The sequence below is a fragment of the Planococcus alkaliphilus genome, from assembly GCF_057031095.1.
Genome location: NZ_CM168060.1, coordinates 2,174,079 through 2,199,458, shown reverse-complemented (window position 1 = coordinate 2,199,458; position 25,380 = coordinate 2,174,079). Strand labels below are relative to the sequence as shown.

Sequence of the window (25,380 nt, the reverse complement as noted above, 5' to 3'; positions counted from 1 at the left end):
CTGGAACCAGTTTTAAAAACAAAAAGAGAGAAATTTCTTTATTAAGTGGTTTTTTCTGTTTGAGAAGCAGCAAAACCATATTCCGTTAAAAATTCGGCTACCGTTTGTTCATAAGCTTCCGGGTTTTTATTGAAAGATTGGGCATGCCCGCCTTCTTCGAAGAATTTCAGTTTTTTATCACCGGGTTTTAAATCATACATTTCCTGTGTCATGGCCGGCAAGATAAAATCGTCTTGCAGGCTATGAATGAATATAACCGGTTTATTAATCTGTCTAACCGCTTCTCGCGGCGATACGGTGCTGATGGAATAGCCATCTCGAAGTTTTAGGAAAACGCTGGCCACTCGCAAAGCAATCGTTGTTCTAAAAGGCGTCGTCGTTCTCATGACGTGAAGTAACTGTTCCGAGATATCTGAATAGCCGCAGTCGGATATATAGAAATTAGCAGAGTCTTCCATGCCGGCATAGAGGAGCGTTGTAGCGGCGCCCATTGATTCTCCGTGGATGCCAAAAACGACGTCAGCCCCCGCATGCAGTTTCAAAGCAGCGACAACCGCTTTCAGATCGGTTTTTTCATAATGGCCGAAACTGGTGGTTTTCCCGCCAGAATCGCCGTGGCGGCGATGGTCATAGACGACCGAATTGTATCCAAGTCGCTCAAACATCCGGGCATATTTAAAGGAATTCACTTTTGATTCCGTTACGCCATGGCAAATGATGACATAGCGATTTGCTTGATGCGGCTCCAAAAAAATCGCTTTGATGGGGTAGCCGTTTTCGGAATCAATCCATTTCTCGGTTTTATTGGCAGTTGCGTACCAATGTTCGTCAATTCGTTTTGCCGTGGTTTCACGTTCTAAGATCAATTGGTCATCTTTTATCTGCATATACATAATGCGGTTTGATAAGGCGATGCCAAATACCGTCGTTGTGGCTGCTAAAATACTAGAAGCAGCCCCGGTTGCCCACAATAATTTTTTCTTCAAGTAAATCGGCTCCTCACATTTGGTTCTTATAGAGGCTATACATCCCGGTTTGGACCGGATTGGATATATGATGCTCGATTTTTTGGACGGCATCGCATAATTGGTCAAGATCGATGCCCGTGTCGACGCCCATGCGATGCAACATATTGACGACGTCCTCAGTCGCGACGTTGCCTGTAGCGCCTGGAGCAAATGGACATCCGCCTATGCCGCCAGCCGAACTGTCAAACCGCGTAACGCCGGCATGCAGAGCAGCATAAATGTTCGCTAATGCCATTTTCCGCGTGTCGTGGAAATGGGCAGCGATGAGCGTATCCGGGAATGCTTCCATGATTTTCTTGAACAATGCATAACTTTCATTAGGTGCTGCCATACCGATCGTATCGGCAACACTCAACTCATCAACTCCCCAATCGACAAATTGCTGGCAGAGGGCAAGCGTTGCTTCTGGATCAATCGCCCCTTCAAAAGGGCAATAGAAAGCTGTAGAAATGCAGGCTCTGACGAAAATGCCTTGCTCTTTTAGCATCGCGACAAGCGGCTTTAATGCATCCATGCTTTCTGAAGTGGTCTTATTGATATTCTTTTTATTGAACGAATTGGAAACGCCGACAAATACGGCAATGGCTTTAGCTCCGGAATCCAAAGCTGCCAGAATCCCTTTTTCGTTTGGCGCTAACACAAATTGACGGCCTTGTTTTTGCGTGTTTGCCATAATATCTTTTGCATCTGCCATCTGCGGAACCCATTTCGGCGATACGAAAGAAGTGAGTTCCATTTCTTGAATGCCGGAATTTTGAAGCCCTTCGATAAATTGCAGTTTAAAGTCCGTTGCCACGATGCGCCCTTCGTTTTGAAGTCCATCGCGCGGACCAACCTCGATAATTGTTGCATTTTTTGGTAAACTGAACATAGTATCCCCCCTACCTATCATTGTATAGAGAATGGGGATAAAAGAGCAACCAGTAAACGCCAACAAGGGGGAAATCATGTGTCACAAGAAATCGTAATTGTCAGCGCCGTTCGTACGGCAATCGGGTCGTTCCAAGGGGCCTTGAAAGACGTGTCTGCAACAGAATTAGGGGCCATCGTCATTAAAAAGGCTGTGGATAAAGCGGGAATCTCTGCAGATCAAATTTCCGAAGTCATCATGGGCAATGTACTGCAGGCGGGACTTGGGCAAAATCCAGCCAGACAAGCTTCGATCAAAGCGGGCTTGCCTGAAACCGTGCCAGCGATGACGATCAATAAGGTCTGCGGATCTGGTTTGAAAGCGGTGCATTTAGCTTACCAGGCAATTTATGCGGGGGATGCAGAAATTGTAGTGGCCGGCGGAATGGAAAATATGAGCCAAGCTCCTTATTTATTGCAAAATGCCCGAAGCGGGTTCCGGATGGGTGATCAGAAAGTCATTGACAGCATGATTGTTGATGGACTGACTTGTGCGTTTAACGATTACCACATGGGCATTACGGCTGAAAACCTTTGCGATCGCTATGGCATTACGCGCGAAGAGCAAGATGAATTCTCAGCCCGTTCACAGGCACGTGCGGCGGCCGCCATCGATGCTGGCCGCTTTGATGATGAAATTGTACCTGTGGAAATTCCACAGCGCAAAGGGGAGCCTGTCATTTTCAAGACCGATGAATACGTGAAACGTGATTCCACTGCTGAAAAATTAGGAAAATTGCGTCCAGCCTTCAAAAAAGACGGCAGTGTGACTGCTGGAAATGCATCCGGCATCAACGACGGAGCAGCAGCTGTGGTCGTAATGTCTAGAGCAAAAGCGGAAGAATTGGGCTTAACGCCGCTTGCGGTCATTGCAGCAAATGGAAATGCAGGAGTAGATCCTGCAGTCATGGGCATCGGCCCTGTGCAAGCAGTTAAAAATGCATTGAAAAAAGCGGATATGGAGTTAGCGGACATCGAATTGATTGAAGCGAATGAAGCATTTGCTGCCCAGTCGATTGCAGTGGATCGTGAACTCGCCTTCAACCACGATATATTAAATGTGAATGGCGGTGCGATTGCACTTGGCCACCCGATCGGTGCCAGTGGCGCACGTGTCTTCGTTTCCTTGCTTCATGAAATGAAAAAGCGCGATGCGAAAACCGGTCTTGCCACTTTATGCATCGGCGGCGGCCAAGGCGTTGCAACCATCGTAAAACGTCCTTAAGGAGAGAACAGCATGGCGAAGAAAAAAGAAGAGACATCGAGCAATTTACCGGAAGATATTTTGGCGAAACTAAAAGAAACCAAAAAAGAACTGGTGAAAGAAGAACAAAAACGTGCAGAAGAAAAACATGCACAGGAGCTGTTTGAGCGGAAAGAACGCGAAAAGAATTTGTCATTCGCTGAACTTCTTGAACGGCACGGGGACAAAGGAAATAAATTTTAAATTGTTTAAGGAACTTTCTATTCCCCGTTGGGGGCGGAAAGTTCCTTTTTTCTTGTATTGAAGAGGGATAAATTAAAGCAGCAAGTAGAAAATCCAATCAAAAGAAAAGGTGCAATTTGGAGAAAACAACTAGAAACCGCAATTGAAGCGCTTACACTGAAAAAAGTCAGAAAAAGTTCACAGAAAAGACTGAGAATTTGAAGAAATATGTTACGATGGGGAGAAATAATTTTAGTGGAGATGGTGTTGCATATGACAAAAAGAATGACTGCAGAAAAAGAGCGCGAAATAAAAGTCCCTAAAGTAACGGTTGAAGACATCGTCATCGCCAATCAGGCATTAAAAGACGTTGTCCTTAAAACGCCGCTGCAAAAAAACGAAATTCTTTCGGCCAGATACGGATGCAACGTTTTTTTGAAACGTGAAGACCTGCAAGTGGTCCGTTCGTTTAAACTGCGCGGCGCTTACAATTTCATCTGCAGCCTCAACGAAGAAGAGCGGCGTCTTGGTGTTGTCTGTGCCAGTGCGGGGAACCATGCGCAGGGAGTAGCTTATTCATGCTTCAAACTGGGCATTGAAGGAAAGATTTTCATGCCTTTGACTACTCCGCGCCAAAAAGTTTCCCAGGTGGAGCGGTTCGGCGGAGATAAAGTTTCAGTTGTATTGATTGGCGATACTTTCGATGATTCCTATACTTCTGCGATTAGCTATTGCACTTCTGAAAACAAAGTATTCGTCCATCCTTTCGATAATGAAAAAATCATTGCAGGGCAAGGGACAGTGGCGATGGAAATCTTGAATGATATGCAAGCAACGGTAGATTATTTATTTTGTGCCATCGGCGGAGGCGGCTTAGCTTCCGGGATGGGCTCGTATTTAAAAGGGGTCAGCCCATCGACGAAACTTGTCGGAGTAGAGCCTGAAGGAGCACAAGGAATGCGGACATCAATGGACCGCGGCCAAGTGACTCGGCTAGAATCCATTGACACATTTGTAGACGGAGCGGCCGTCAAACAAGTCGGCGATCTGACTTTGCAGATCTGCCAAAACGTGGTGGATCAGGTTTCAATCATTCCGGAAGGGCGCGTGTGCACGACGATTTTACAGCTTTACAATGAAAATGCCATTGTTGTTGAGCCGGCCGGAGCCCTTGCAATTGCGGCACTTGAACAGCACCAAGAAGAGATCAAAGGGAAGAACGTTGTTTGTGTAATCAGCGGCGGCAATAACGATATCGAGCGTATGCAGGAAATCAAAGAACGTTCGCTGATCCATGAAGGCTTAAAGCATAATTTCATTGTCACCTTCCCACAGCGGGCCGGAGCGCTCCGGAAGTTTATGGAGCAAGTACTCGGTGAAAATGACGATATCACCCATTTTGAATACACGAAACGCACGAATCGTGAAGCGGGTCCGGTAGTAGTGGGCATTGAATTGCAGTCAAAAGAAGATTATTTCCCGCTCGTCCAGCGGATGGCTGAACAAGGCTTTCCTTTTGTTGAAATCAACCACGATCCCTTGCTATTCAATTTATTAATTTAATCGCACGCACGCAGGCTGAACTCGTAAAAGTTTGGCTTGCGTGTTTTTTTATTGGCTGAAATTGTTTATGGCCGTTCGAGAGAAGGAAAATGAAAGAGGTAAAGACCAAACTGAGGAGGGACGGTATGTTTGAACATAAAGCTGGAACCTATGTTGTCGACTTGTTGAAAGAGTGGGGAGTCGACCATCTATATGGAATGCCTGGAGATTCCATCAATGAGTTTATGGAAGAGTTAAGGAAAGAAGAGTCTATTCGCTTCATCCAAATTCGACATGAAGAAACCGGTGCGCTCGCAGCTGCCGCTTATTCGAAACTCACTGGCAAAATCGGTGTCTGCATGTCGATTGCCGGTCCTGGTGCAGTTCATCTTCAAAACGGCCTGTACGATGCCAAAAAAGATAAAACACCAGTTCTTGCGATTGTGGGACAAGTAGAAAGCGGAAAAGTGGGCACGGACAACTTCCAAGAACTCCAACTTGAATCCATGTTTGAAGACGCAGCTGTATACAACCGCCGTGTCCACCGGGCTGAACAATTGCCGGATATGCTGAACCAAGCGATCCGAACGGCTTACGCTGAAAAAGGGCCTGCTGTGTTGATTGTTTCAGACGATTTGTTCAGCACAAAAATTAAGCGGGAGAAAGAACTCAGTTCGGCAGTCTACTCGTCGCCGAAAATAAGAGGCTCTGAAGAAGATTTGCAGAAAGCTTTAGACTTAGTCGCGGCTTCAAATAAGCCGATTATTTTGGCTGGAAAAGGAGCAAAAAAAGCAGTGCCTGAACTGTTGGCGTTAGCAGAAAAAATTAAAGCCCCGCTCATTGCTTCGCTGCCGTCAAAAGGGATGATCCCGGAAAACCATCCTCATTATCTTGGCCAATTGGGCCAGCTCGGAACAGAACCCGCAAAAGAAGCAATGAAAGGAGCGGATTTGTTGATTTTAGCGGGCACCTCGTATCCTTACCGTGATTATTTGCCAGACAATGCTCCTGCGATTCAAATTGATATCGAACCGCGTGTCTTAGGCAAATACTATCCTTCGACCGTTGGAATCGTATCAGACGCGAAGTTTGCACTTGCTTGGCTAGCAGAGCATAGCAGTGAAAAAGAAGGGCATTATTTGGAGGAGTTCCAAGAAAAACAACGAAAATGGAATGAAAAGCTGCAAGAAGATATGCGTAAGCAAACGGAAACATTGCAGCCTCCACAGGTACTCGCAGAAATGCAACATGTCTTGGAGAAAGATGCCATAATTTCTTTAGATGTGGGGAGTGTGACCATATGGGCTGCGCGCTATTTAAAACTGGATGGCCAAGCACTGATCACTTCCGCCTGGTTAGCAACGATGGGCTGTGCACTGCCAGGGGCAATTGCTGCAAAAATTGCCTATCCTGATAGACAAGTGATGGGGATTGTGGGAGATGGTGGATTCTCAATGGGTATGCAAGATTTCGTGACGGCAGTGAAATATCGTCTGCCGATGACGCTTGTTGTATTTAATAATCAAAAAATCCAATTGATTGAACATGAACAACAGGAAATTGGCAATGAGCCAACCAATGTAGAACTCGGCAATATCGATTTTGCCGCTTTTGCCACTGCCTGCGGAGGAGTAGGCTTGACTGCAAAAACAAAAGCGGAACTGAAAGAGGCATTAGCGAAAGCGAAAGGCTCATCTAAACCTGTAGTCATTGATGTTTTTGTGGAAGATGTATCACCGGAAGCAAAATAACTAGCCAAAATGTATGAAGAGAGGAAGAAATCCATGGAACAAAAGATCAAAGCATTCGGATTCTACCAACCGGGAGATCGGACAAAACCGCCGGAATTCGTTTCCGAAAACATGCCAAAACCTTCGGTCACTGGAAAAGATTTATTAGTGGAAGTAAAAGCGATTTCTGTCAATCCGACAGATTTGCGGACTCGAGATGCAAAAAAGGACGATGATGATTCGTTTACGATTGTAGGGAGGGATGTAGCGGGCATCGTGGTGGAAACTGGAGAAGACTGTGAATTGTTTGGAGTCGGCGATGAAGTATTTTACGCTGGAACCAATAATCGACCGGGTGGCCATAGTGAACTGCATGTAGTGGACGAGAGGATTGTCGGCAAAAAACCGGAACGATTGGATTTTGCTCATGCGGCCGCTCTGCCATTAACGAGTTTGACGGCATGGGAAGCCTTATTTGACCGACTAGGGGTCTCACACGAGGCGAATGAAAATAAGGGTAAAACCATTTTAATTATTGGTGCAGCAGGTGGAGTAGGGTCAATTGCTGTTCAAATGGCGAAGTTGGCTGGGCTGAAAGTGATCGGCACTGCTTCACGGCAAGAGACAACGGATTGGGCAAAAGAGCATGGCGCAGATATGGTCATCAATCACCACGAGGAATTGATGCCTCAACTCAAAGAGCAAGGATTAAAAGCGGTGGACTACATCTTTTGCCTTTCCGATCCAGATGGGCATATGGCGAATATGGCAGAAGTGATAGCTCCTCAAGGGAAAATTTGTTCCATTTTGCCGCTGCAAAAACCGCTCGACGTGCAGCTTTTTGCAAAAAGCGCCACTTTTGCCTATGAGTTGATGTATACACGCTCTGTTTACCAAACGGCAGATATGGCAGACCAGCATAAAGCCTTGAATCGTATTAGTGAATGGGCAGATGAAGGCTCGATCGTTTCGACAATGAGCAATCAGTTGAAGCCGCTCAATGCCAATACGTTAAAAGAGGCTTATGAACAATTATTAACAAACCGGACAATTGGCAAGATTGTGGTTGAAGGCCCATTTGAAGGATAAATTATGCAGCCTGTGAATTACACAGGCTGCATGTTAATTGGAAAAGCCTTTGACAAATATTTTTAATTATTGTACATTGTCTTATGGACGAACAATAACGAAATAATTATATTTATTATTCGTATTTAGGAGTGTATAACATGGAAAATGTATTTGATTACGAAGATATTCAATTAATTCCTGCAAAAGCGGTGGTGAATAGCCGTTCGCAATGCGACACATCTGTTGAATTCGGAGGACGTACTTTTAAATTGCCGGTCGTACCTGCAAATATGCAGACGATCATTGACGAAAAGATTGCCATCAACCTTGCAGAAAATAATTATTTTTATATTATGCACCGTTTCCAGCCTGAAACAAGATTAGGTTTTGTGAAAGATATGCAAGCACGCGGTTTATATGCATCGATTAGCGTTGGCGTTAAGCCTGAAGAATATGAATTTGTGGAGCAGTTGGCAGCTCAACAGCTTGTTCCGGAATACATCACGATTGATGTTGCCCACGGGCATGCAAACTCAGTGATTGAAATGATTCAATACATAAAAAAACGATTGCCTGCGAGTTTTGTCATCGCCGGGAATGTTGGGACGCCTGAAGCAGTGCGTGAGCTCGAACATGCAGGAGCTGATGCTACAAAAGTTGGAATTGGTCCTGGGAAAGTTTGTATTACGAAGATCAAAACAGGCTTTGGAACAGGCGGTTGGCAATTGGCGGCACTTCGCTGGTGTGCGAAAGCGGCAACAAAACCGATTATTGCCGACGGGGGTATCCGCACGCACGGAGATATTGCGAAATCAGTGCGTTTTGGCGCCTCAATGGTGATGATCGGTTCGTTGTTTGCTGGCCATGAAGAATCACCTGGACAAACAGTTGAGACTGACGGCAAACTCTATAAAGAGTATTTTGGATCAGCTTCAGAATTTCAAAAAGGCGAGAAGAAAAACGTTGAAGGCAAGAAAATGTTCGTAGAGTATAGAGGATCTTTACAGGATACTTTAGTCGAAATGGAGCAAGATCTGCAATCAGCTATTTCTTACGCCGGAGGAGATAAATTGAGCGCCATCCGCACGGTAGATTATGTCGTTGTAAAAAATTCCATTTTCAATGGAGATAAAGTATATTAATCGCCTTGTCGGCAAGTAAATTGGCTCTGCTAGATATGCATACCAAGGGCAACTAAATAGTTTCTTCAAGAAAAGACAGCCTTAGAGGGCTGTCTTTTTTTAATCGTTATATTTAATAAATGCTTAAATAAAGTTAAAATAGAAGGGAAAATAGAATAGTTTAAATATTCTTTCAATAATTATTGATTTCTAATGAAAGCGCTTTTATAATGAATGTATTAACATATGTTACATGTGAGAACATATGTAAAAGAATGGAGGGGTTCTTTTGTGGGGATGGTTTATAGCTGTATTTGCGGGAATATGGCTGCTTCAAATCATGATGACGAAAATTCAAATGAAAAACTATCAGCTGACCATTAAAAAGATGAGTAAACGGCCATCAGGCTATCTGGGGGTAGGAATCCAAAAGCAAAAATTAGGGATAGGCGTAATTGCTGTAGTAGTTGTAGACGACAATGGAGTTATTCTTGAAAGCCAATTAATGAAAGGCGTTACGGTCTTTAGCCGATTTGAACCTTATACAGATTACAACGGTCTTCATATGGAAGAGATTAAAAACAAAGCGAAAGACGAATCAGTCGCCCAAGCATTTAAAATGGCATTTGAAAAAATTGAAAGCCAAATGGAAAAGAAAACTATTATGGCTGTCTAAGGAGGAAGGAAAATGGACTTTTTAGATTCAATCATGAACTTTTTAGTTAAACTTGCTGAAGGCTTTATCGGCATGTTCCAAGCAGGGGCTGATACATTTACGGGCTTAGTTACAGGAATCATCCCTTTGCTGATTGTATTGATTACGGCCATCAACGCGCTGATCCGGATGATTGGGGAAGAACGGATCAATCGGCTAGCACGCCGAAGCACGAAAAATATCATTCTGCGCTACACCCTTTTCCCGGTTTTGGCAGTTTTCTTTTTGACAAATCCGATGGCTTATACGTTTGGGAAGTTTCTCCCGGAAAAACAAAAACCGGCTTTTTACGACTCAGCTGTATCATTTGTCCATCCGATTACAGGTTTATTCCCACACGCAAACCCAGCTGAATTGTTCGTGTATCTGGGCATATCCGCAGGAATCACTACATTAGGGTTATCGCTTGGACCGTTGGCGATCCGCTTTTTCTTAGTTGGGATCATTGTTATTTTGATCCGTGGAATCGTAACAGAAATTATTACAGTTCGCATGATGAAAGCGAAAGGCATGGAAGTATAAAGGCTATGGCAGTGCTCAATTGAAAAGGGGGCTAGTAACATGACAAATACGCATGCACCATTAAATTTCAAAGCGATTTCCGTCACGAAAGGCAGAGGCGGCTGGGGTGGACCGCTGACCATTCGGCCTAACGAAGAGCAGCGTTATATCGTTTCAGTCACTGGAGGTGGAATACATCCGGTGGCTGAAGAAATTGCACGTTTGACTGGAGCGGAAGCCGTCGACGGTTTTAAAGCATCTTATGCAAAAGAAACGATGGCTTGCGTCATTATTGACTGCGGCGGTACAGCTCGCTGCGGAGTGTATCCGAAAATGGGCATATTGACGATCAATGTCAATCCGACTTCGCCTTCAGGGCCGCTGATGAAATTCATTAATGAAGAAAACTTCGTTTCGGGTGTGACAGTGTCTGATATTAGTGCCTCAGCAGCCCCTTATGAAGATCCAGATCAACTGAAAAAGGCGGTCGATGAAGTCGAAGCGCCAGCTGTTCAAAAAGCGCCGCAGGAAATCAAAGAAGAAGCAAAACGAAAAGCTGCAGAAAATTACAAGCAGCCTAAGAAAATGAATATTATTGAAAAAGTGGGGCGCGGTGCCGGAAAAGTAGTAGGGGTACTTTACCAAGCTGGACGTGAAACCGTGGATCAAGTACTAAAAAATATCCTGCCATTCATGGCTTTTGTCAGTATGCTGATCGGGATCATCACATTTACCGGTATAGGAGATCTCATTGCAAACTTTGTCTCGCCGCTTGCAGGCAATATTTTCGGTTTACTTATTCTTTCCGTTATTTGTGCCTTGCCGATTCTTTCCCCGCTGCTGGGTCCAGGGGCCGTCATTGCCCAAGTAGTAGGGGTGTTGGTCGGTGTTGAAATCGGCCGCGGAAATATACCGCCAGCTTTGGCGCTTCCGGCCTTATTTGCGATCAACCCGCAAGTTGGGGCTGATTTTGTACCGGTTGGTTTGACACTTGGGGAAGCGGAGCCGGAAACGATTGAAGTCGGGGTTCCGGCAGTGTTGATTTCTCGGATGATCACTGGGCCGCTTGCGGTAGTCATCGCTTATCTATTCAGCTTTGGATTGTACAGTTAATTTAAAGGGGGCAACTAGGTGGAGAATGTCATGATAAAAAAATACGAAACTAAAATTATCGAAATCGGTGAAGAAGTGGAGATTTTCTCAGAAGAAAATATGATGGTCATTTTTAATGATACCGTGCCGATCGAATTAAGGTCATTTGGGGTCATTCATGAAAAGGTTCGTCTTCTAGAGGAGATTGAAAGCGGAGACGTCCTTGAAATTGCAGGTGAACCATACGATATTTTATTTGTAGGAAGCAAAGTGAACGATACGTTAAAAGAAATCGGCCATTGCACGATTTCGTTTAATGGAGAAACGTCGGCTGATTTACCGGGGACGATGTGTGTGGAGAAAAAAGCCATGCCTAAAATGGCAGTGGGAGCACTAATTCAGATTTATAAAGCCTGACAAAGAGGAGACTGAAAAATGCTTGGGATAAACAGGAAACTTCAAGAGTTGGAGCAGAAAGGAACCATCATAAAAGTCGGCCTCGTAGGTGCAGGGCAAATGGGAAGAGGTATGGTCTCGCAAATAGAGAGCATGGCAGGTATGCGTGTCGTCATTACAGCCGACATTCAACTGGAAAATGTGACAAGTGCTTATGCAAAATCAGGTGTTGCCGTTTCTGATATTATCAAAACAGATCAGACAGCAGAAGCTTCAGAAGCTGTAAAATCCGGTAAAGTGGTAGCGACGACAGATGCGCGGCTCGTCACTGAGCTCCCAGAAGTGGATGTTATCGTTGACGCCACGGGTGTTCCGGACATCGGAGCTAAAATTGCATGGGACGCCATTCTGAATAAAAAACACATCGTTATGTTGAATGTGGAGGCAGATGTTACCATCGGACCATTGCTTAAGAAGATGGCTGATGCGAGCGGCGTTGTCTACACCGGAACAGCTGGAGACGAACCGGGTGCCATTATGGAGCTCTATGATTTTGCAGATGCGCTCGGCTTCGAGGTAGTGGCACTTGGAAAAGGAAAAAACAATCCGCTTAATCTAGCAGCAAATCCAGATACGGCTGCTGAAGAAGCTGCGAGAAAAGGCGCGAGTCCCAAAATGCTTGCCTCTTTCCAAGATGGTACAAAAACCATGGTAGAAATGACGGCTGTCGCAAACGCCACAGGCTTTCTTCCGGATGTACCAGGAATGCATGGCTTTGTCAGTGACGTAAAAGGCCTTCCGGAACTTTTCAAATTGAAAGAGCAAGGCGGAAAAGTGGGCCATAAAAAAGTTGTCGAGTATATCAATGGAATTGCGCCTGGCGTCTTTGCGATCATTGCATCAGAAAAAGAAGAAGTAAATCACGAAATGCATTATTTGAGCATGGGTGAAGGCCCGAATTACGTGCTTTATCGGCCTTACCACCTTACCAGCTTGGAAACGCCGATCTCCATTGCGAGAGCGTTCCTTTACAATGAAGCGACCATCGCGCCTTGGAAAGGGCTGCAGGCGGAGACTGTGGCGGTAGCCAAAACAGACTTGGAAGAAGGCCAATTTTTAGACAGCATTGGCGGGTTTACGGTTTACGGCAGTATTCTATCGGCACAAGAAGCAAAAAGCAAAGATGCCTTGCCGATGGGACTAGTGGACCGGAATGTCCAATTGAAGCGCTCTATTAAAAAAGGTGAAATTATTGCGTATGAGGATGTCGTTCAGACAAAAGAATCAACGATTTGGCGGCTGCGCCGGATGCAGGATGATATGTTAGCGGGAAAAGAGCAAAAGGTACACCCGATCAATGTCTGAAACCGATGAAGAGATCGATTTGTGAAATTGATCCTATTCGGCTTGTAGAGAAGGCAAACAACGGAGCGAGAAGGTGTTCAAATATGAAAGTGAAAAAGATGGAAGCTGGTTTATACTGTACAAATTGCAAAGAAGAAGTCGATCATGAGATCACTTACATCAATAGCGATATGAAAACCATAAAGTGTTTGCAATGCGGCCGGACGAAGGAATTGAAAGTGGATTTGAAAAAAGAGTTTTACCGGGAAATATATGAGCGCATTGCAACTAAACCGAAGCGGGTGACGAAAGAGTCGAAAGAGGGAATTGGCCACCTTTTATTTTCTCTTCCGGTCCGGACCATAAAAAAACCGTACCGGATATTAAAAGACGTTAATTCTTCGAGAAAAGTGATGCAGACTTATAAAATGAAAAAGACCAAAAAATAATGTGCTCCTATAAAATGCTGGACTGCTCCTAATGAGAGTGGTTCAGCCTTTTTACTGCTTGACTAATTAACTGAAAAGTCTTAATATATTACATATGTAACAATAGTGAACATATGTAAAATGGAGGGATGAAAATGAATCAGCTAGTGAATTTACCATCAGGCGTGGAAGGAAAAGATTTAACGGCTTTACTTAAGCAGATGTGGCTCATTCGGTACTTTGAAGAAAAAGTGGATGAGTTTTTTGCGAAAGGGATGATTCACGGAACGACCCATTTAGCAGTAGGGCAGGAAGCCTCAGCCGTTGGAGCAATTGCTGTATTAGAAGATCGGGATAAGATTACCAGTACGCACAGAGGCCATGGCCACTGCATTGCCAAAGGGGCAGAAGTCAACCGGATGATGGCTGAATTGTTCGGACGCACCACGGGATATTGCAAAGGGAAAGGCGGCTCGATGCATATTGCGGATGTTGAAATGGGCAATTTAGGGGCAAATGGAATTGTTGGAGGTGGATTTTCGATTGCTGCCGGTGCTGCATTGACTTCGCAGCTGAAAAAAGAAGGCTATGTTGTGCTTTGCTTTTTTGGAGATGGAGCTTCGAATGAGGGAAGTTTTCATGAGGCGGTCAATTTGGCATCGATCTGGAAGTTGCCGGTAGTGTTCATTTGCGAAAACAATCAATATGGCATGTCAGGTCCTGCAAAAGAAATGATGAATGTCGAAGACGTGGCAAAGCGAGCTGAAGCTTACGGGATTCCGGGAAAAATTGTTGACGGCAATGATGTATTGGATGTTATGAACGGTGTGGGCGAGGCTGTGGAACGGGCACGGAACGGAGAAGGACCGTCCATAGTGGAAGCCAAAACCTACCGCTGGAAAGGCCATTCTAAGAGTGATGCGAAAAAGTATCGTACTCGGGAAGAAGAACAGGAATGGCGGGCAAAAGATCCAATTGCGAGGCTCCGCAGTATATTGATCGAAGAAGGATTGCTAACCGAAGAGAGCGCAGATCAAATAAAAAATGAAGCGAAAAAGGAAATAGAGGATTCGGTGGAATTTGCCAAAAATAGCCCAATGCCGACACGCGATGATTTGATGGAAGACATTTACGCATAAGACGGAGCAAAGGGGAGTGGACGGGTTGAGAGAGCTAACGTATTTAGAGGCAGTGAGAGAAGCGATGAGCCAAGAGATGCGAGAAAATGAAGATGTCTTCATTTTAGGCGAAGACATTGGCGTATACGGCGGGGCTTTTGGCGTTACACGCGGAATGATTGAAGAATTTGGGCCCGAACGGATTCGCAATACGCCCATTTCAGAAGCGGCAATTTCGGGTACGGCAGTTGGAGCTGCCTTGACCGGTATGCGGCCGATTCTTGAACTTCAATTCTCTGATTTTATTACGATTGCAATGGACAATATGGTCAATCAAGCGGCAAAAATCCGCTATATGTACGGCGGCAAAGGGAAAGTGCCAATGGTGCTTCGCACGCCGGCTGGATCTGGAACAGGAGCAGCAGCGCAGCATTCTCAAAGTTTAGAAGCGTGGATGGCGCATGTGCCCGGTTTGAAAGTAGTGCAGCCTTCAACCGCATATGATGCAAAAGGTTTGCTGAAAGCGGCAATTGACGACGATAATCCCGTGATTTTTTATGAACATAAACTTTGTTATAAAACGAAGTCGGATGTTCCGGAAGAGCAGTATTCCATCCCTTTAGGCAAAGCGGATATTAAACGCGAAGGAAGAGATGTTACAATCGTCGCTACCGCCATTATGGTCCATAAAGCGCTTGAAGCAGCTACAGAACTTGAAAAAGACGGCATCAGTGTCGAGATAATCGATCCTAGAACCTTGGTGCCGCTTGATACGGAAACGATGATTGGGTCTGTGAAAAAAACGAGCCGCCTTGTCGTAGTTCACGAAGCGGTAAAACGGGGCGGATTCGGTGGGGAAATTGCCAGTATAATCGCAGAAAGTGAAGCATTTGACTATTTGGACGCTCCGATTAAACGTTTAGGCGGCAAAGCGGTGCCCATTCCCTATAATCCGGATCTTGAAAAAGCTGCAGTCCCTGGAGTGGACGATATCGTCTTAGCAGTAAAAGAAGTATTGAATCGATCGTAAGGGAGGAGGATCAGCCCGATGGCGAAAGAAATCTTCATGCCGAAACTGAGCAGCACCATGGAAGTGGGAACGTTGCTGCAATGGTTTAAAAACGAAGGGGATTCAGTTGAAGTGGGAGATCCGTTGTTTGAAATCATGACCGACAAAATCAATATCGAAGTGGAATCTTACGAGGAAGGCATCCTTTTAAAAAAGTATTTTGCCGAAGAGGATGAAATTCCGATAAATCATGTAATCGGGTATATCGGAGAGGCAAGTGAACATGTTCCGGAGGCTCCCCCCGGAGAATCGGGTGCTGCAGTGCAGGACAATCTGAGTGACTCGCGTCAGCCGGCAATGCACGACTTGGAAGAAATAGAGATCAGTGAAACAACTACGATAAATGAAACCGGCGATACCGGCAAAGAAAATTCACAGTCAGAAAAAATCCGGGCTACACCGGCAGCACGCAGAGTAGCTAAAGAACATAATATCGTACTTTCCGAAATTCCTGGAACCGGACCTAAGGGGCGGATCCACCAAAAGGATGTTGGAGACTTTTTGCAAGCTGCACCAAAAGCAACTCCGCTTGCTAAAAAAGTGGCAGGAGCGGAAAGAATCGATTTGCACACGATAAATGGTTCGGGTCCTCGTGGAAAAATATACCGGGCAGATGTTGAAAAAATGAGGCAGCCATCAACCGCTTCTGAAACCGGCGGCAGACGGATGAAAATGGAAGGGATCCGAAAAGTTGTCGCAGAGCGCATGCTGCTGAGTAAAACGACAGCACCGCATGTCACATTGACGACAGAAGTGGATATGTCGGAAGCGATCCATTTGCGAAAGCAATTGCTGGGAACTATCGAAAAGCAGACGGGCTTCCGGCTTTCCTACACCGAAATTGTTTTAAAAGCGGTCGCCGCCTGTTTAAAGCGCCATAGAAATTTAAATGTTTCATTAGAAGGCAATGAAATCATCTTCCATGAAGAAATCAATCTAGGAATAGCTGTAGCTGTGGAAAACGGCTTGCTCGTACCAGTAGTCAAGGAAGCCGATCAAAAGGGCCTTTCGGATTTGACTGCAGAATGCAAACGCTTAGGAACGGCGGCTCGAAACAGCAACTTAAAGCCCCAGGAAATGTCGGGAGGCACATTCACTATCAGCAATCTGGGCATGTATGCCATTGATGCTTTTACCCCGGTCATCAACCAGCCAGAATCCGCTATTTTAGGGGTAGGGCGAATCAATGAAAAGCCAGTCGGACGAAACGGAGCCATCGAACTCCGGCCAATAATGGTACTTAGCCTATCATTTGATCATCGCGTCATTGATGGTGCTCCAGCTGCCGCCTTTTTGACGGACTTGAAAGAAGTGCTCGAACAACCCTTTAAATTATTGGTTTAAGGAGTAGATTCCATTGGAGAATTATGAAGTCGTAGTACTTGGCGGTGGTCCTGGAGGTTACGTAGCAGCTATACGGGCAGCTAAACTTGGAAAAAAGGTGGCGCTTATTGAAGCGCTTGAGCTTGGTGGTACTTGTTTAAACCGCGGATGCATTCCATCAAAAACCTTGCTTCGGCACGCAGAAGTGATTGAAACCATCGAAAAAGCGAAAGAGTGGGGAATTGAAACAGGACCTGTAACTTTTTCACTCACTAAAATGCTTGCTCGCAAAGATGCTGTCATTAAACAGTTAAGAAGCGGCATCGCCTATTTATTAAAAAAAGATGAAATCAAAGTTTACAATGGTTTCGGAAAAGTGAGGATGGACCGGACCATCGCTATCCGGGAGCAGGAGAAGGAAGTGTTCATCAGTGGCGACAACATTATTCTCGCTACCGGATCAAAACCGTTTGTTCCGCCGATTCCGGGCATAGAAAGTGCAGCCTATTTTACGAGCGACACCATTTTTGATATCGAGAAAATACCAGCATCCATGGTTATTGTAGGAGGCGGCATCATCGGAGTAGAATTGGCCAGTATTTTTGCCAGTCTGCAGGTTAGGGTCCATCTTATCGAGATGGGCGAAAGGATTGTGCCGAGCGAAGAGCCGGAAGCATCTGAATTGCTCATGAAGTCTTTGGAAAAAAAAGGGATTACAGTTCTGGCGAATACAAAAGTTGCTCGTATTGAACAGCGCGAATCCAATCAGTTTGTGGAAATAGAAAAAGAAAATAGCGATAACGAAATAGTGGAGACAGAGGCGACTTTGATAGCAGCCGGAAGAATCGCAAACACCTCTTCATTTTCCAAGTTGAATTTGGAGATGAATGGACCATTTGTAAAAGTGGACAATCGGATGGCTGCAAGCGAGCCTGGAATTTACGCTATCGGAGACATTGTTGGAGGGTGGCAGCTTGCTCATGTAGCAAGCGCAGAAGGATTAGTGGCTGCTGCAAATGCAGCCGGAGAAATAGAAACCATGGATTATTCAATTGTGCCGAGATGTGTGTATACGAGCCCGGAAGTTGCCAGTGTAGGCATGACAGAAAGCGAAGCGAATCGGCAGGGCATTGATTATAAGGCAATCAAAATTGAACATGCCAGCAACGGGAAAGCGTTGGCGCAAGACGAAAAAGAAGGTTTTATAAAAATAATTGCAGACAGACGGTACGGAGAGATTTTGGGTGTTTTGATGGTAGGTCCGCATGTAACGGAAATGATAGCAGAAGCTTCTGCTTTTATACGATTAGAAGGGACTGTTGAAGAACTGGCTTCAATGATTCATGCCCACCCGACTGTATCTGAAAGCGTATATGAAGCAGCGGCTTCATGGCTTGAAAAAGGCGTTCACCATTAATTGCCAGAAGTGGCCATTGCGTCCTATAATAGAGCAAGGTGAGACAACGGCGAAATCCCTTGTCTTGAAAGGAATTAGCGAAATTGCTTTCGGAAATGAAAGCGGTCCACGTGCTGATCCATTCGCTTTAAGTTTTATTAGAATGAGAAGGTGTATCGATGATGAATTGGGACGAACGCAGGCAAATTGTAAAAGTATCGAGGCTCTATTATTTTGACGGGCTGACACAGGCAGAAATCGCAAAAAAAATGGGGGTTTCCCGCCCGGTGATCTCCAAATTGCTGAACAAAGCGCGTGAAAATGGCATAGTTGAAATTTATATCAAAGACGAAAATGCACATACAGTCGAATTAGAACACCGGCTTGAAAAGAAATACCAATTGAAAGAAGCGATTGTGGTTCCAGCTGCAGGAAGAGATCCTGAAATGATTAAGCATTCTTTAGGAAAAGCGGCGTCTTTTTACATATCCAAAAACATTAACGGAAAAAAGTCGCTGGGCATTTCCTGGGGAAGCACATTGGCTAAGTTTGTTCAGGAATATCCATATGAGCAGCATCAACAGCTGAAAATCATTCCGCTAGTTGGAGGGATGGGAAGAAGCCTGGTGGAAATTCACTCAAATCTGCTGGCTTATCAGCTTTCCCAAAAAATGAATACAGGTTGCTCCTATCTCTATGCTCCGGCAATGGTTGAGACAGCTGAATTGAAACGGCGCTTAATCGAATCGGAGGATATTGCGATGGTTCTGGAAGAAGGACGAAATGTCGAAATGGCAGTAGTGGGAATCGGCAACCCCTATGAAGGATCGACAATGGCTACGATGCAGTATTTGACGGAAGAGGATTTAGAATCATTGAAGGAGGCGGGGGCGATAGGGGATATCGGTTCACGTTTCTATGACCAGTCTGGCAATGAAATCAAACACCCGTTAAACGAATTGGTCATCGGCCTCGATATTAATGAATATAAAAGAATTCCGGAAGTAATTGGCATTGTAGAAGGTTCCCATAAAGTGGAAAGCATACGAGCTGCGCTAAATGGCAATTACTTAAATGTATTGGTGATTGATGATGTAACAGCTGATTTGATTACGTAAAAAAGCGGTTCTCCGTCAAATGTTGGGGTGAGGTGAAATCTTCCTCACCCTAACCAACGTGAACTCCCATATTCTTATACTTGTGTGTCAGTAGTATTTTGGCGCGGGCGCGTTCGAAATTCTGAAAGCCGAACGCGTTCCGCTTAATCACTTTTGTCAGGTTATTGATGCCTTCCAAGAAACCATTGGAATACTTGAACGAGAAGCTGTTCAAGATTTCCGTCTGCCAGTTTCGGAAGGTGCCCATGGCTTTCTGGAACTCGGGAATGCCCGCTTGTTCCACCAGCCGATAAAATTCCAGCAACGCTTCTTTGGTCTTGAGGATTTCCTCGGGATCTCTTTTTTTGCTTGCCTGAAACCACCTGCAATACGCTTCCTTCAGTTCGTAAGCTCGTTTGAGCTCCTCATCCATTTCAAGATACCGCTTCAAGTACCAACGGTCCTTTTCGGTTAACTTCTCACTGTTTTTGTAAAAGACGTAGCGCATCCGTTTGCCTTTTTTGCGGTCATAGTCGTTCCAACTTTTCTGCACGCGTCTGCGGACCGCGTCCAGCGCCCAGTAAATGTACCGGCAGAAGTGGAAGCGATCGGCGATGATCACCGGTTTGCCGAGTGCTTTTTTGACCGCGGCTTTAAAGGAATGGCTCATGTCCATGACGACGATTTCCACCGCAGCTCCGTGCTGTTGGAGATACTGTTTGATCGTCTCTTTTTTCCGGTTGGGCAGGATATCGATCGGTTCTCTCGTTTCGCCATCGGCGATAATCAGTTGGTACTTTCCTTCACGGGTGTCGCCTTTGTATTCGTCGATGGCGATCACACGCGGTAATTTTGCGGTTTCAGTAACTTCCTGGAGCGCCACCAGATCGAAACGCCGAACGATGGTCGAAGCGGAAGCGCCGTATTGTCCGGCCACTTCCTTGAACGTTTTCGCCTTGACGCTGCGCACATGAACCGCTTGGTTCCACTCTTTTGAGAACCGTTGATAGCGATCGATGAATGAATTCTTCTCGGCAAATTTCTTGCCACACGCCCCGCAAGCATAACGTCTTTTCTTGTAAAACAGGTAGGTCAGCCGTTCAAACCATTTCAGGTGCTTAATCTTTTGGATGCGGTAATCGTGGACACGCCGGGTCTTTTCCTGGCAGCGCGGACAGCTTTGGGCCCCCACCTCCAACTCCACATGTAGCGCCACACGGTCCTCCACTTGTTCCATTTTCGTTATTTTCACATCTTCTAATCCGGGAAATTTCATGGTAAAATTCAAGTGCACGCATCTCCTCTTCTTTACTTGTTATTCGACATTTCAAGTATAAAAGAATTTGGAGATTGCGTGTCTTTTTTTGGGCCGAATTGTTTCAACACCCCAACAATTAGTGTAGAACCAAAAAAGCAAGGCCATCCGAAATAGGGTGGCCTTGCTTTTGCTTTAATGATTTGACAGGGACTGGCCCGAAGGCAGGTTTTCCATCGTATAGCCTATGCCAGTTAAAGCAAGCATCGCAATGGATGCAAATTTCTCATTGATCCAGAGTCCTTGAAATTTCGGGACGTATTGAGGAAATTCAGCTTCCATCCCGGATGTTTGCGGGTAAAAAAAACTGACGCCTTGAGCTGCCCAATACATTGAAGGCAGCAGTGCGGAAAGCTGAATATCTTGGTGTGAATCGAATGTTTTACGGCTAAGAAAGTATAAGCTGGCCGTACCGAGAAACGCGCCCAGGGTAATTGACATAGCATCATGGAATTTCGCATGAGGCGGCCAATCGGGGTTCTTCATATGGGTCTTGTTCAGATCTGCTATAAAGCCTCCGAGCACTGTAAAGGCCGCTACACTGCCAAGAATGACTTTCCCGGTTGAGAGTGTTTTTTTCTTAGGTCCGTGGTAGATGATGGGCGCCTTAGAGTAAGTCGCTGTAAAAGTTCTGCCTGCTTCAGCCATTCGCCGTCCCTCCAATTTGATAATTATTGAGTTAACTGGCCGTTTAAAAATTATATTCCCGAATTTTCGGATGTAAACAACTAATTCGCTGTAAATGCAAAACACGCAGCCCTTTAAAAAGCGCTGCGTGTTTTGCATTTTAAAGCAGTTAATTCATATCATTCAATTTGTAAAGGAAGATCGCGTAATCGCCGCGTGTAATGGGGTCAACGGTTCCAAAGGTAGTGGCCGTTTTCCCATTAGTAATCCGATACTCTACTAATGCAGCAACCGCGTCGCGGTAACGTCCGCCCACATCTGTAAATGCCGTATCCTTTGTAACGGCATTCATGCGGTAGGCTCTTGTCAGCATAATCGCCATTTCGCCGCGCGTAATCAAATCGTTCGAACCGAATTCCACAGCTGATTTCCCGTTGATGATGCCTTCAGCTTTCAAAGCATTTACATATTCGATGCCGCGCTTCGGCACATCTTTAAATCCGGATGGCTCATCATCTAGATTCAGTTTAAGTGCTTTGGCTAACATGATGGCAGCATCTACACGTTTGATTGGATCACCCGTACCGAATTTGCTGTTGGAGTATCCTTTTGTAATATCCTCTTGGATTAAGTACATTACAGAAGGCATGTATTTCTTAGCGACATCAGTAAAGGCAACGGGTGCCGGAACTGGGCCAGGATCTGGAGCAGGGCCAGGGTCAGGCGTTGGCGTTGGAACAGGTGTTGGATCTGGTGTCGGTGTCGGGACAGGAGTCGAACCGCCACCGCCGGGATTACCAGGGTCAGGTGTTGTGACACCACCGCCACCAGGGTTGCCTGGATTTGTCGGAGTTCCTGGGTTCGTTGGTGTTTCAGGCTCAGGGTCTGGCTCAGGAGTCGGTTTTACAGGTCCAGCTTCAGTGCCTGTTGTGAATTCATAAATATCTGATTTGAATTCACTGTTTTCCGTATAAGCATTCATGTACCAGAAATATTTTGTTTTTGGTTCAAGGTTTTTCCATTCTGCTGAAGCTTTGCCTTTTTCCAGCTCTTCATCTACACCAATCTCTTTTTCTTTATAGATTTCAGCGGAGACATAATCGGTTGAGACTTCTTTTTTGTTTTTAGCGATCGCTTCTTGATTCGGTTCCCAATCGACTAAGTCGTATTTGCCAGTGAAGGAATCTTCAGGTTCATAGTGGTCAATGTCTCCAGTGATAGCGGAAATCGCCGTGAATTCAATTTCCTCTGTTTCAGGTTTGAAATCAACGAATCGAAGATAGCCATCGCCGCCTTCACCTACGCCTTGATAATTCCCCATTACTTGCAATACTTCACGCTCTGAACCATCTTCGTTCTGCAATTTAGAGATTTTCTTTTTAGCTCCATTAAAATGGCCAGAAAGAACAAGTTTCACGTTTTCATTTGGAACGACTACTTTGTTATAGACGACTGTAGGAATCCCAGGATCAAGGCTGCCATTGTGCGCCAGGTATTGATGCATATTCAGTACAGCGTTTTTCTCAGCATGCTCTGCCAATACACGGTTTGCCCATTCGATGGTTTCTGGTTTATCCTCTAATCCAAATCCAAGATACAGGAAGATGAATTCATGGCCATTCAAGGTCATCAAATCATAGTGGTTTTGATTATTATTCATGTTCTCGCCGTACCAGTACTTTCCTTCGAAGCGATCAGCACCGGCATATTTATGGAAATAGGTGTAGTCGATGCGCATATCGGACTTATGCTGAACATCATGGTTTCCAGCTAATACGCCGTATGGAATTTTGGCTGCATCCATTCGGTCCAGGTTTTTCTTGGCGACAGCCCATTCTTCTTCGCTGTCCGGGGTATCCACCAAGTCTCCTGTATTGATCACATATTCGAAGCGGTCTTTGTTGTATTGATCAATGATGAAATCTGTGACTTTGTCCCAATTTTCCGGGAAGAGCCTTGCGTAGAACTGGGTATCTGTAAACCATAGTAATGAAAATTCTTCTTTAGAAGGAGCAATATTCTTCAGTTCATTTTGAACTTTTACCAGGATTTTTCCGGCGTCCATGAATTTTGTATCCGAAACATTAATAGAGAAATCGATTTCGCTACCTTTGCTATCGGATTTTTTTTCAGTCACTTTAACCCATTCAGTTTTGGAATGGTCCCAAACTGAAATGGAAAGCGTTGAATCAGGCAATGTTTTTCCTTGCCAATTGATTTCAGCCGATCCGCCTTTTTCAAGTTTTCCGGCATCAACTTCGAAAGTCTGGAAAGAATCCCCCTGATCAGAGGCAGTCGTAAAGTATTTGCCATCGTCTGAAGCTAGTTCAGCTTTGTTTTCAGGAGTCGCTTCTTTTTCTTCACCTGCTACATTTGCTTTCGCTTTAATGCCGTCAGTGGAAAAATCCTTAAAATCTCCTTGCATGAATTCAACAGCTTCAACCGGGTCGTTGTTACTCACAACGGCTTCTAATGAAGCGTTTCGGTAAACATCGGCAGCGGCGTTCGCAGGTGCTACTTCTGTAAAAGCTGAATCGGCAGCTAAGGTCGGCACTGGCGCAATGAGGCTAAAAGTCATTGCGGCAGCCGCTGCATAGGTAAAGAATTTTTTCGTCATAATCCATCCTCCTCAATAGTGATCCGTCAATTTAGAAAAAAGCATTAATAAGCTGTAAATAATTGATAAGTTTATTTTGAATATTCAAATAACTTATTGTTTTTGATAATAACATAAAAGTGCATATAAAAACCTATTAAAAATTAAAATATTTAGTTAATTTAACGTAAAATGATTCTTTTGAATTAGTTAAAAGGGCATCTAAAACAAAAAAATAACTTTTTTAAGAGGAAATTAATTGAAATGGTGGAAGAAAAGAAAAACCATCGACATGAAAATGTCGATGGTTGAAGTAAGTCTATTATGGAAGTTTTATCTTAGCCATAATAAGACCAATAGATTTTATCGATTTTTCTTTCGAGCTCTTGGAGATGTACAAATCGTGCTTCTCTTAATAATTCCGATCCTTGATCAAAAAGCAGTAAAACAGGTGCTGTGAAGATTGAAAGTTCACCAGCAAGTTCGGGCTGATCCGTTATATCAACCGTTTTCGTTTGGATTTTCGGAAAATCATTCAACACTTCCTCAACCTGAGGAAGCAGTGCGTGGCAAACACTTCAAGCTGGACTTAATATATAAAGAAAATTCAAGCCGGGCTGCTTAATGAAATTTGAAGTTTCTTCTGATGAAATAAGCTTTTCCATTTACTGCACCTCCCATATCGTCTTCTTAAGCACTTTCCCTATCTCACTTTAAACTATGCATTTATTCAGTTTAGAGGTCAAGGGGAGGGGGAACTATAAGACAATGGCTTTATAAAGAAACAATTTTCTCCTATTGAGCAGGCGGTCGTTCATTTTTTTCTATTTCATACTTGCATGAAATTCAGTCTGAATTGGCATGCTTCGATTAGCTTTCTAAAAAGGGAGAAGGAAAAGAGATGGCAGAAAATCATAACGGCCCATCCGGATATTCAAAACAACCTCCAAGTAAAACAAGCATTACCCAGTTAAGGGCAGCAATCGGCGGAAATGCTTATGGCCATGTGCTGGAAATTGGATCCGGCACAGGTGCGAACTTTCCTTTTTATAAAAATGCGTTAAGGGTAGATGCCATTGAACCGGATGAAAAGAGAATTAACCGGTCGCGCAATCAAGTTAATAAGGCAAAAGCGCCTATACACCTCCATATTGCGGGAGCAGAACGCTTGCCTTTTAATGAGAATGTGTTTGATACAGTAATAGCGACTCTCGTATTTTGTACAATTCCTGAACCTCAAAAGGCGCTTTTGGAAATTCAGCGGGTAGCGAAACCAGGCGCAAGAATCTTTTTTCTTGAACATGTGAGGATGCCGCAGCCACTGATAGGGAAAGTACAGGACTTAATGACGCCGCTTTGGAAAAAAGCTTTTGGCGGCTGTCATTTAAACCGGGACACACTTAATTTGATACAAAATTCGGAACTGTCGATAACGGACATCAAAACACATTATAAAGGCTGGGTTTTGGAAATTGACTGCATAAACGAATCTCTGCCTTCACAGTAACATACAAAACAGGCTGTCGGCGTATTCAC

At 44.7% G+C, this 25,380-nt stretch carries 24 protein-coding genes; 18 read left to right on the top strand and 6 right to left on the bottom strand.

Features of this window, described 5'->3' with window-relative positions; all coding sequences use genetic code 11:
* Nucleotides 1-41 precede the first annotated feature (41 nt).
* Nucleotides 42-986, bottom strand: a complete 945-nt coding sequence (locus AC2EXB_RS11795; protein ID WP_483601594.1) for an alpha/beta hydrolase — start codon at nucleotides 984-986, stop codon at nucleotides 42-44.
* A 13-nt stretch (nucleotides 987-999) separates the two neighbouring features.
* Nucleotides 1,000-1,899 (bottom strand): hydroxymethylglutaryl-CoA lyase, encoded by a 900-nt coding sequence (locus tag AC2EXB_RS11790; RefSeq protein WP_483601593.1) that lies wholly within the window; start codon nucleotides 1,897-1,899, stop codon nucleotides 1,000-1,002.
* Between the two features lie 78 nt (nucleotides 1,900-1,977).
* Here AC2EXB_RS11790 and AC2EXB_RS11785 point away from each other — a divergent pair, with 78 nt between their 5' ends.
* The 17 genes from AC2EXB_RS11785 to AC2EXB_RS11705 all read left to right on the top strand — a co-directional run bounded on the left by AC2EXB_RS11785 (nucleotide 1,978) and on the right by AC2EXB_RS11705 (nucleotide 19,327).
* Nucleotides 1,978-3,162 (top strand): acetyl-CoA C-acetyltransferase, encoded by a 1,185-nt coding sequence (locus AC2EXB_RS11785; protein WP_483601591.1) that lies wholly within the window; start codon nucleotides 1,978-1,980, stop codon nucleotides 3,160-3,162.
* Nucleotides 3,163-3,174: 12 nt separating this feature from the next.
* The gene (locus AC2EXB_RS11780) at nucleotides 3,175-3,384 is read left to right on the top strand and encodes a YqkE family protein (protein WP_483601590.1); all 210 of its coding nucleotides are present in this window, start codon (nucleotides 3,175-3,177) and stop codon (nucleotides 3,382-3,384) included.
* 252 nt (nucleotides 3,385-3,636) lie between these two features.
* A complete protein-coding gene (gene ilvA, locus AC2EXB_RS11775; protein WP_483601589.1) occupies nucleotides 3,637-4,926 on the top strand; it encodes a threonine ammonia-lyase IlvA in 1,290 nt (429 codons plus the stop codon).
* Nucleotides 4,927-5,051: 125 nt separating this feature from the next.
* Nucleotides 5,052-6,656, top strand: a complete 1,605-nt coding sequence (locus AC2EXB_RS11770) for a pyruvate oxidase (protein ID WP_483601588.1) — start codon at nucleotides 5,052-5,054, stop codon at nucleotides 6,654-6,656.
* 33 nt (nucleotides 6,657-6,689) lie between these two features.
* Entirely contained in the window at nucleotides 6,690-7,724 is a 1,035-nt protein-coding gene (locus AC2EXB_RS11765; RefSeq protein WP_483601586.1) for a zinc-binding alcohol dehydrogenase family protein, read from the top strand.
* Between the two features lie 140 nt (nucleotides 7,725-7,864).
* Nucleotides 7,865-8,848, top strand: a complete 984-nt coding sequence (gene guaC / locus AC2EXB_RS11760) for a GMP reductase (protein WP_483601584.1) — start codon at nucleotides 7,865-7,867, stop codon at nucleotides 8,846-8,848.
* A gap of 268 nt (nucleotides 8,849-9,116) precedes the next feature.
* Nucleotides 9,117-9,503: a transcriptional regulator GutM gene (locus AC2EXB_RS11755; protein WP_483601582.1), complete on the top strand. Its 387-nt coding sequence runs from the start codon at nucleotides 9,117-9,119 to the stop codon at nucleotides 9,501-9,503.
* 33 nt (nucleotides 9,504-9,536) lie between these two features.
* A complete protein-coding gene (gene srlA, locus AC2EXB_RS11750; RefSeq protein WP_235199311.1) occupies nucleotides 9,537-10,064 on the top strand; it encodes a PTS glucitol/sorbitol transporter subunit IIC in 528 nt (175 codons plus the stop codon).
* Nucleotides 10,065-10,103: 39 nt separating this feature from the next.
* The gene (gene srlE, locus AC2EXB_RS11745) at nucleotides 10,104-11,156 is read left to right on the top strand and encodes a PTS glucitol/sorbitol transporter subunit IIB (RefSeq protein WP_483601581.1); all 1,053 of its coding nucleotides are present in this window, start codon (nucleotides 10,104-10,106) and stop codon (nucleotides 11,154-11,156) included.
* An 18-nt stretch (nucleotides 11,157-11,174) separates the two neighbouring features.
* Entirely contained in the window at nucleotides 11,175-11,552 is a 378-nt protein-coding gene (locus AC2EXB_RS11740) for a PTS glucitol/sorbitol transporter subunit IIA (RefSeq protein WP_483601579.1), read from the top strand.
* Between the two features lie 18 nt (nucleotides 11,553-11,570).
* Complete coding sequence (locus AC2EXB_RS11735; RefSeq protein ID WP_483601577.1) at nucleotides 11,571-12,896, top strand: NAD(P)H-dependent oxidoreductase; 1,326 nt, start codon at nucleotides 11,571-11,573, stop codon at nucleotides 12,894-12,896.
* Between the two features lie 83 nt (nucleotides 12,897-12,979).
* Nucleotides 12,980-13,324, top strand: a complete 345-nt coding sequence (locus AC2EXB_RS11730) for a bh protein (protein WP_483601576.1) — start codon at nucleotides 12,980-12,982, stop codon at nucleotides 13,322-13,324.
* 134 nt (nucleotides 13,325-13,458) lie between these two features.
* A complete protein-coding gene (locus AC2EXB_RS11725; protein ID WP_483601575.1) occupies nucleotides 13,459-14,442 on the top strand; it encodes a thiamine pyrophosphate-dependent dehydrogenase E1 component subunit alpha in 984 nt (327 codons plus the stop codon).
* A gap of 25 nt (nucleotides 14,443-14,467) precedes the next feature.
* Nucleotides 14,468-15,451, top strand: a complete 984-nt coding sequence (locus AC2EXB_RS11720) for an alpha-ketoacid dehydrogenase subunit beta (protein WP_483601573.1) — start codon at nucleotides 14,468-14,470, stop codon at nucleotides 15,449-15,451.
* 18 nt (nucleotides 15,452-15,469) lie between these two features.
* Complete coding sequence (locus tag AC2EXB_RS11715; protein ID WP_483601571.1) at nucleotides 15,470-16,834, top strand: dihydrolipoamide acetyltransferase family protein; 1,365 nt, start codon at nucleotides 15,470-15,472, stop codon at nucleotides 16,832-16,834.
* Nucleotides 16,835-16,847: 13 nt separating this feature from the next.
* Nucleotides 16,848-18,230, top strand: a complete 1,383-nt coding sequence (gene lpdA, locus AC2EXB_RS11710) for a dihydrolipoyl dehydrogenase (protein WP_483601570.1) — start codon at nucleotides 16,848-16,850, stop codon at nucleotides 18,228-18,230.
* Nucleotides 18,231-18,388: 158 nt separating this feature from the next.
* Nucleotides 18,389-19,327, top strand: coding sequence for a sugar-binding transcriptional regulator (locus AC2EXB_RS11705; RefSeq protein ID WP_483601568.1), 939 nt, complete (start codon nucleotides 18,389-18,391; stop codon nucleotides 19,325-19,327).
* 49 nt (nucleotides 19,328-19,376) lie between these two features.
* On the opposite strand, the gene AC2EXB_RS11700 is transcribed toward AC2EXB_RS11705, so the two are convergent.
* From AC2EXB_RS11700 to AC2EXB_RS11685, 4 genes are all read right to left on the bottom strand, one after another.
* The gene (locus AC2EXB_RS11700) at nucleotides 19,377-20,600 is read right to left on the bottom strand and encodes an ISL3 family transposase (protein WP_483601566.1); all 1,224 of its coding nucleotides are present in this window, start codon (nucleotides 20,598-20,600) and stop codon (nucleotides 19,377-19,379) included.
* 156 nt (nucleotides 20,601-20,756) lie between these two features.
* Complete coding sequence (locus tag AC2EXB_RS11695; RefSeq protein ID WP_483601565.1) at nucleotides 20,757-21,269, bottom strand: DUF6640 family protein; 513 nt, start codon at nucleotides 21,267-21,269, stop codon at nucleotides 20,757-20,759.
* Nucleotides 21,270-21,417: 148 nt separating this feature from the next.
* Entirely contained in the window at nucleotides 21,418-23,865 is a 2,448-nt protein-coding gene (locus AC2EXB_RS11690; protein WP_483601564.1) for an S-layer homology domain-containing protein, read from the bottom strand.
* A gap of 317 nt (nucleotides 23,866-24,182) precedes the next feature.
* The gene (locus AC2EXB_RS11685; protein ID WP_483604745.1) at nucleotides 24,183-24,407 is read right to left on the bottom strand and encodes a thioredoxin family protein; all 225 of its coding nucleotides are present in this window, start codon (nucleotides 24,405-24,407) and stop codon (nucleotides 24,183-24,185) included.
* Between the two features lie 338 nt (nucleotides 24,408-24,745).
* Between AC2EXB_RS11685 and AC2EXB_RS11680 the strand changes: the two genes are divergently transcribed.
* Nucleotides 24,746-25,351: a class I SAM-dependent methyltransferase gene (locus tag AC2EXB_RS11680; protein ID WP_483601562.1), complete on the top strand. Its 606-nt coding sequence runs from the start codon at nucleotides 24,746-24,748 to the stop codon at nucleotides 25,349-25,351.
* Nucleotides 25,352-25,380 lie beyond the last annotated feature (29 nt).

Excerpts from the sequence above, each read along its gene's own strand:
- AC2EXB_RS11790 (WP_483601593.1), bottom strand. The coding sequence starts at position 1,899 with ATGTTCAGTTTACCAAAAAATGCAACAATTATCGAGGTTGGTCCGCGC.
- AC2EXB_RS11780 (WP_483601590.1), top strand. The coding sequence starts at position 3,175 with ATGGCGAAGAAAAAAGAAGAGACATCGAGCAATTTACCGGAAGATATT.
- ilvA (WP_483601589.1), top strand. The coding sequence starts at position 3,637 with ATGACAAAAAGAATGACTGCAGAAAAAGAGCGCGAAATAAAAGTCCCT.
- AC2EXB_RS11770 (WP_483601588.1), top strand. The coding sequence starts at position 5,052 with ATGTTTGAACATAAAGCTGGAACCTATGTTGTCGACTTGTTGAAAGAG.
- AC2EXB_RS11765 (WP_483601586.1), top strand. The coding sequence starts at position 6,690 with ATGGAACAAAAGATCAAAGCATTCGGATTCTACCAACCGGGAGATCGG.
- guaC (WP_483601584.1), top strand. The coding sequence starts at position 7,865 with ATGGAAAATGTATTTGATTACGAAGATATTCAATTAATTCCTGCAAAA.
- srlA (WP_235199311.1), top strand. The coding sequence starts at position 9,537 with ATGAACTTTTTAGTTAAACTTGCTGAAGGCTTTATCGGCATGTTCCAA.
- srlE (WP_483601581.1), top strand. The coding sequence starts at position 10,104 with ATGACAAATACGCATGCACCATTAAATTTCAAAGCGATTTCCGTCACG.
- AC2EXB_RS11735 (WP_483601577.1), top strand. The coding sequence starts at position 11,571 with ATGCTTGGGATAAACAGGAAACTTCAAGAGTTGGAGCAGAAAGGAACC.
- AC2EXB_RS11730 (WP_483601576.1), top strand. The coding sequence starts at position 12,980 with ATGAAAGTGAAAAAGATGGAAGCTGGTTTATACTGTACAAATTGCAAA.
- AC2EXB_RS11725 (WP_483601575.1), top strand. The coding sequence starts at position 13,459 with ATGAATCAGCTAGTGAATTTACCATCAGGCGTGGAAGGAAAAGATTTA.
- AC2EXB_RS11715 (WP_483601571.1), top strand. The coding sequence starts at position 15,470 with ATGGCGAAAGAAATCTTCATGCCGAAACTGAGCAGCACCATGGAAGTG.
- AC2EXB_RS11705 (WP_483601568.1), top strand. The coding sequence starts at position 18,389 with ATGATGAATTGGGACGAACGCAGGCAAATTGTAAAAGTATCGAGGCTC.
- AC2EXB_RS11695 (WP_483601565.1), bottom strand. The coding sequence starts at position 21,269 with ATGGCTGAAGCAGGCAGAACTTTTACAGCGACTTACTCTAAGGCGCCC.
- AC2EXB_RS11690 (WP_483601564.1), bottom strand. The coding sequence starts at position 23,865 with ATGACGAAAAAATTCTTTACCTATGCAGCGGCTGCCGCAATGACTTTT.
- AC2EXB_RS11680 (WP_483601562.1), top strand. The coding sequence starts at position 24,746 with ATGGCAGAAAATCATAACGGCCCATCCGGATATTCAAAACAACCTCCA.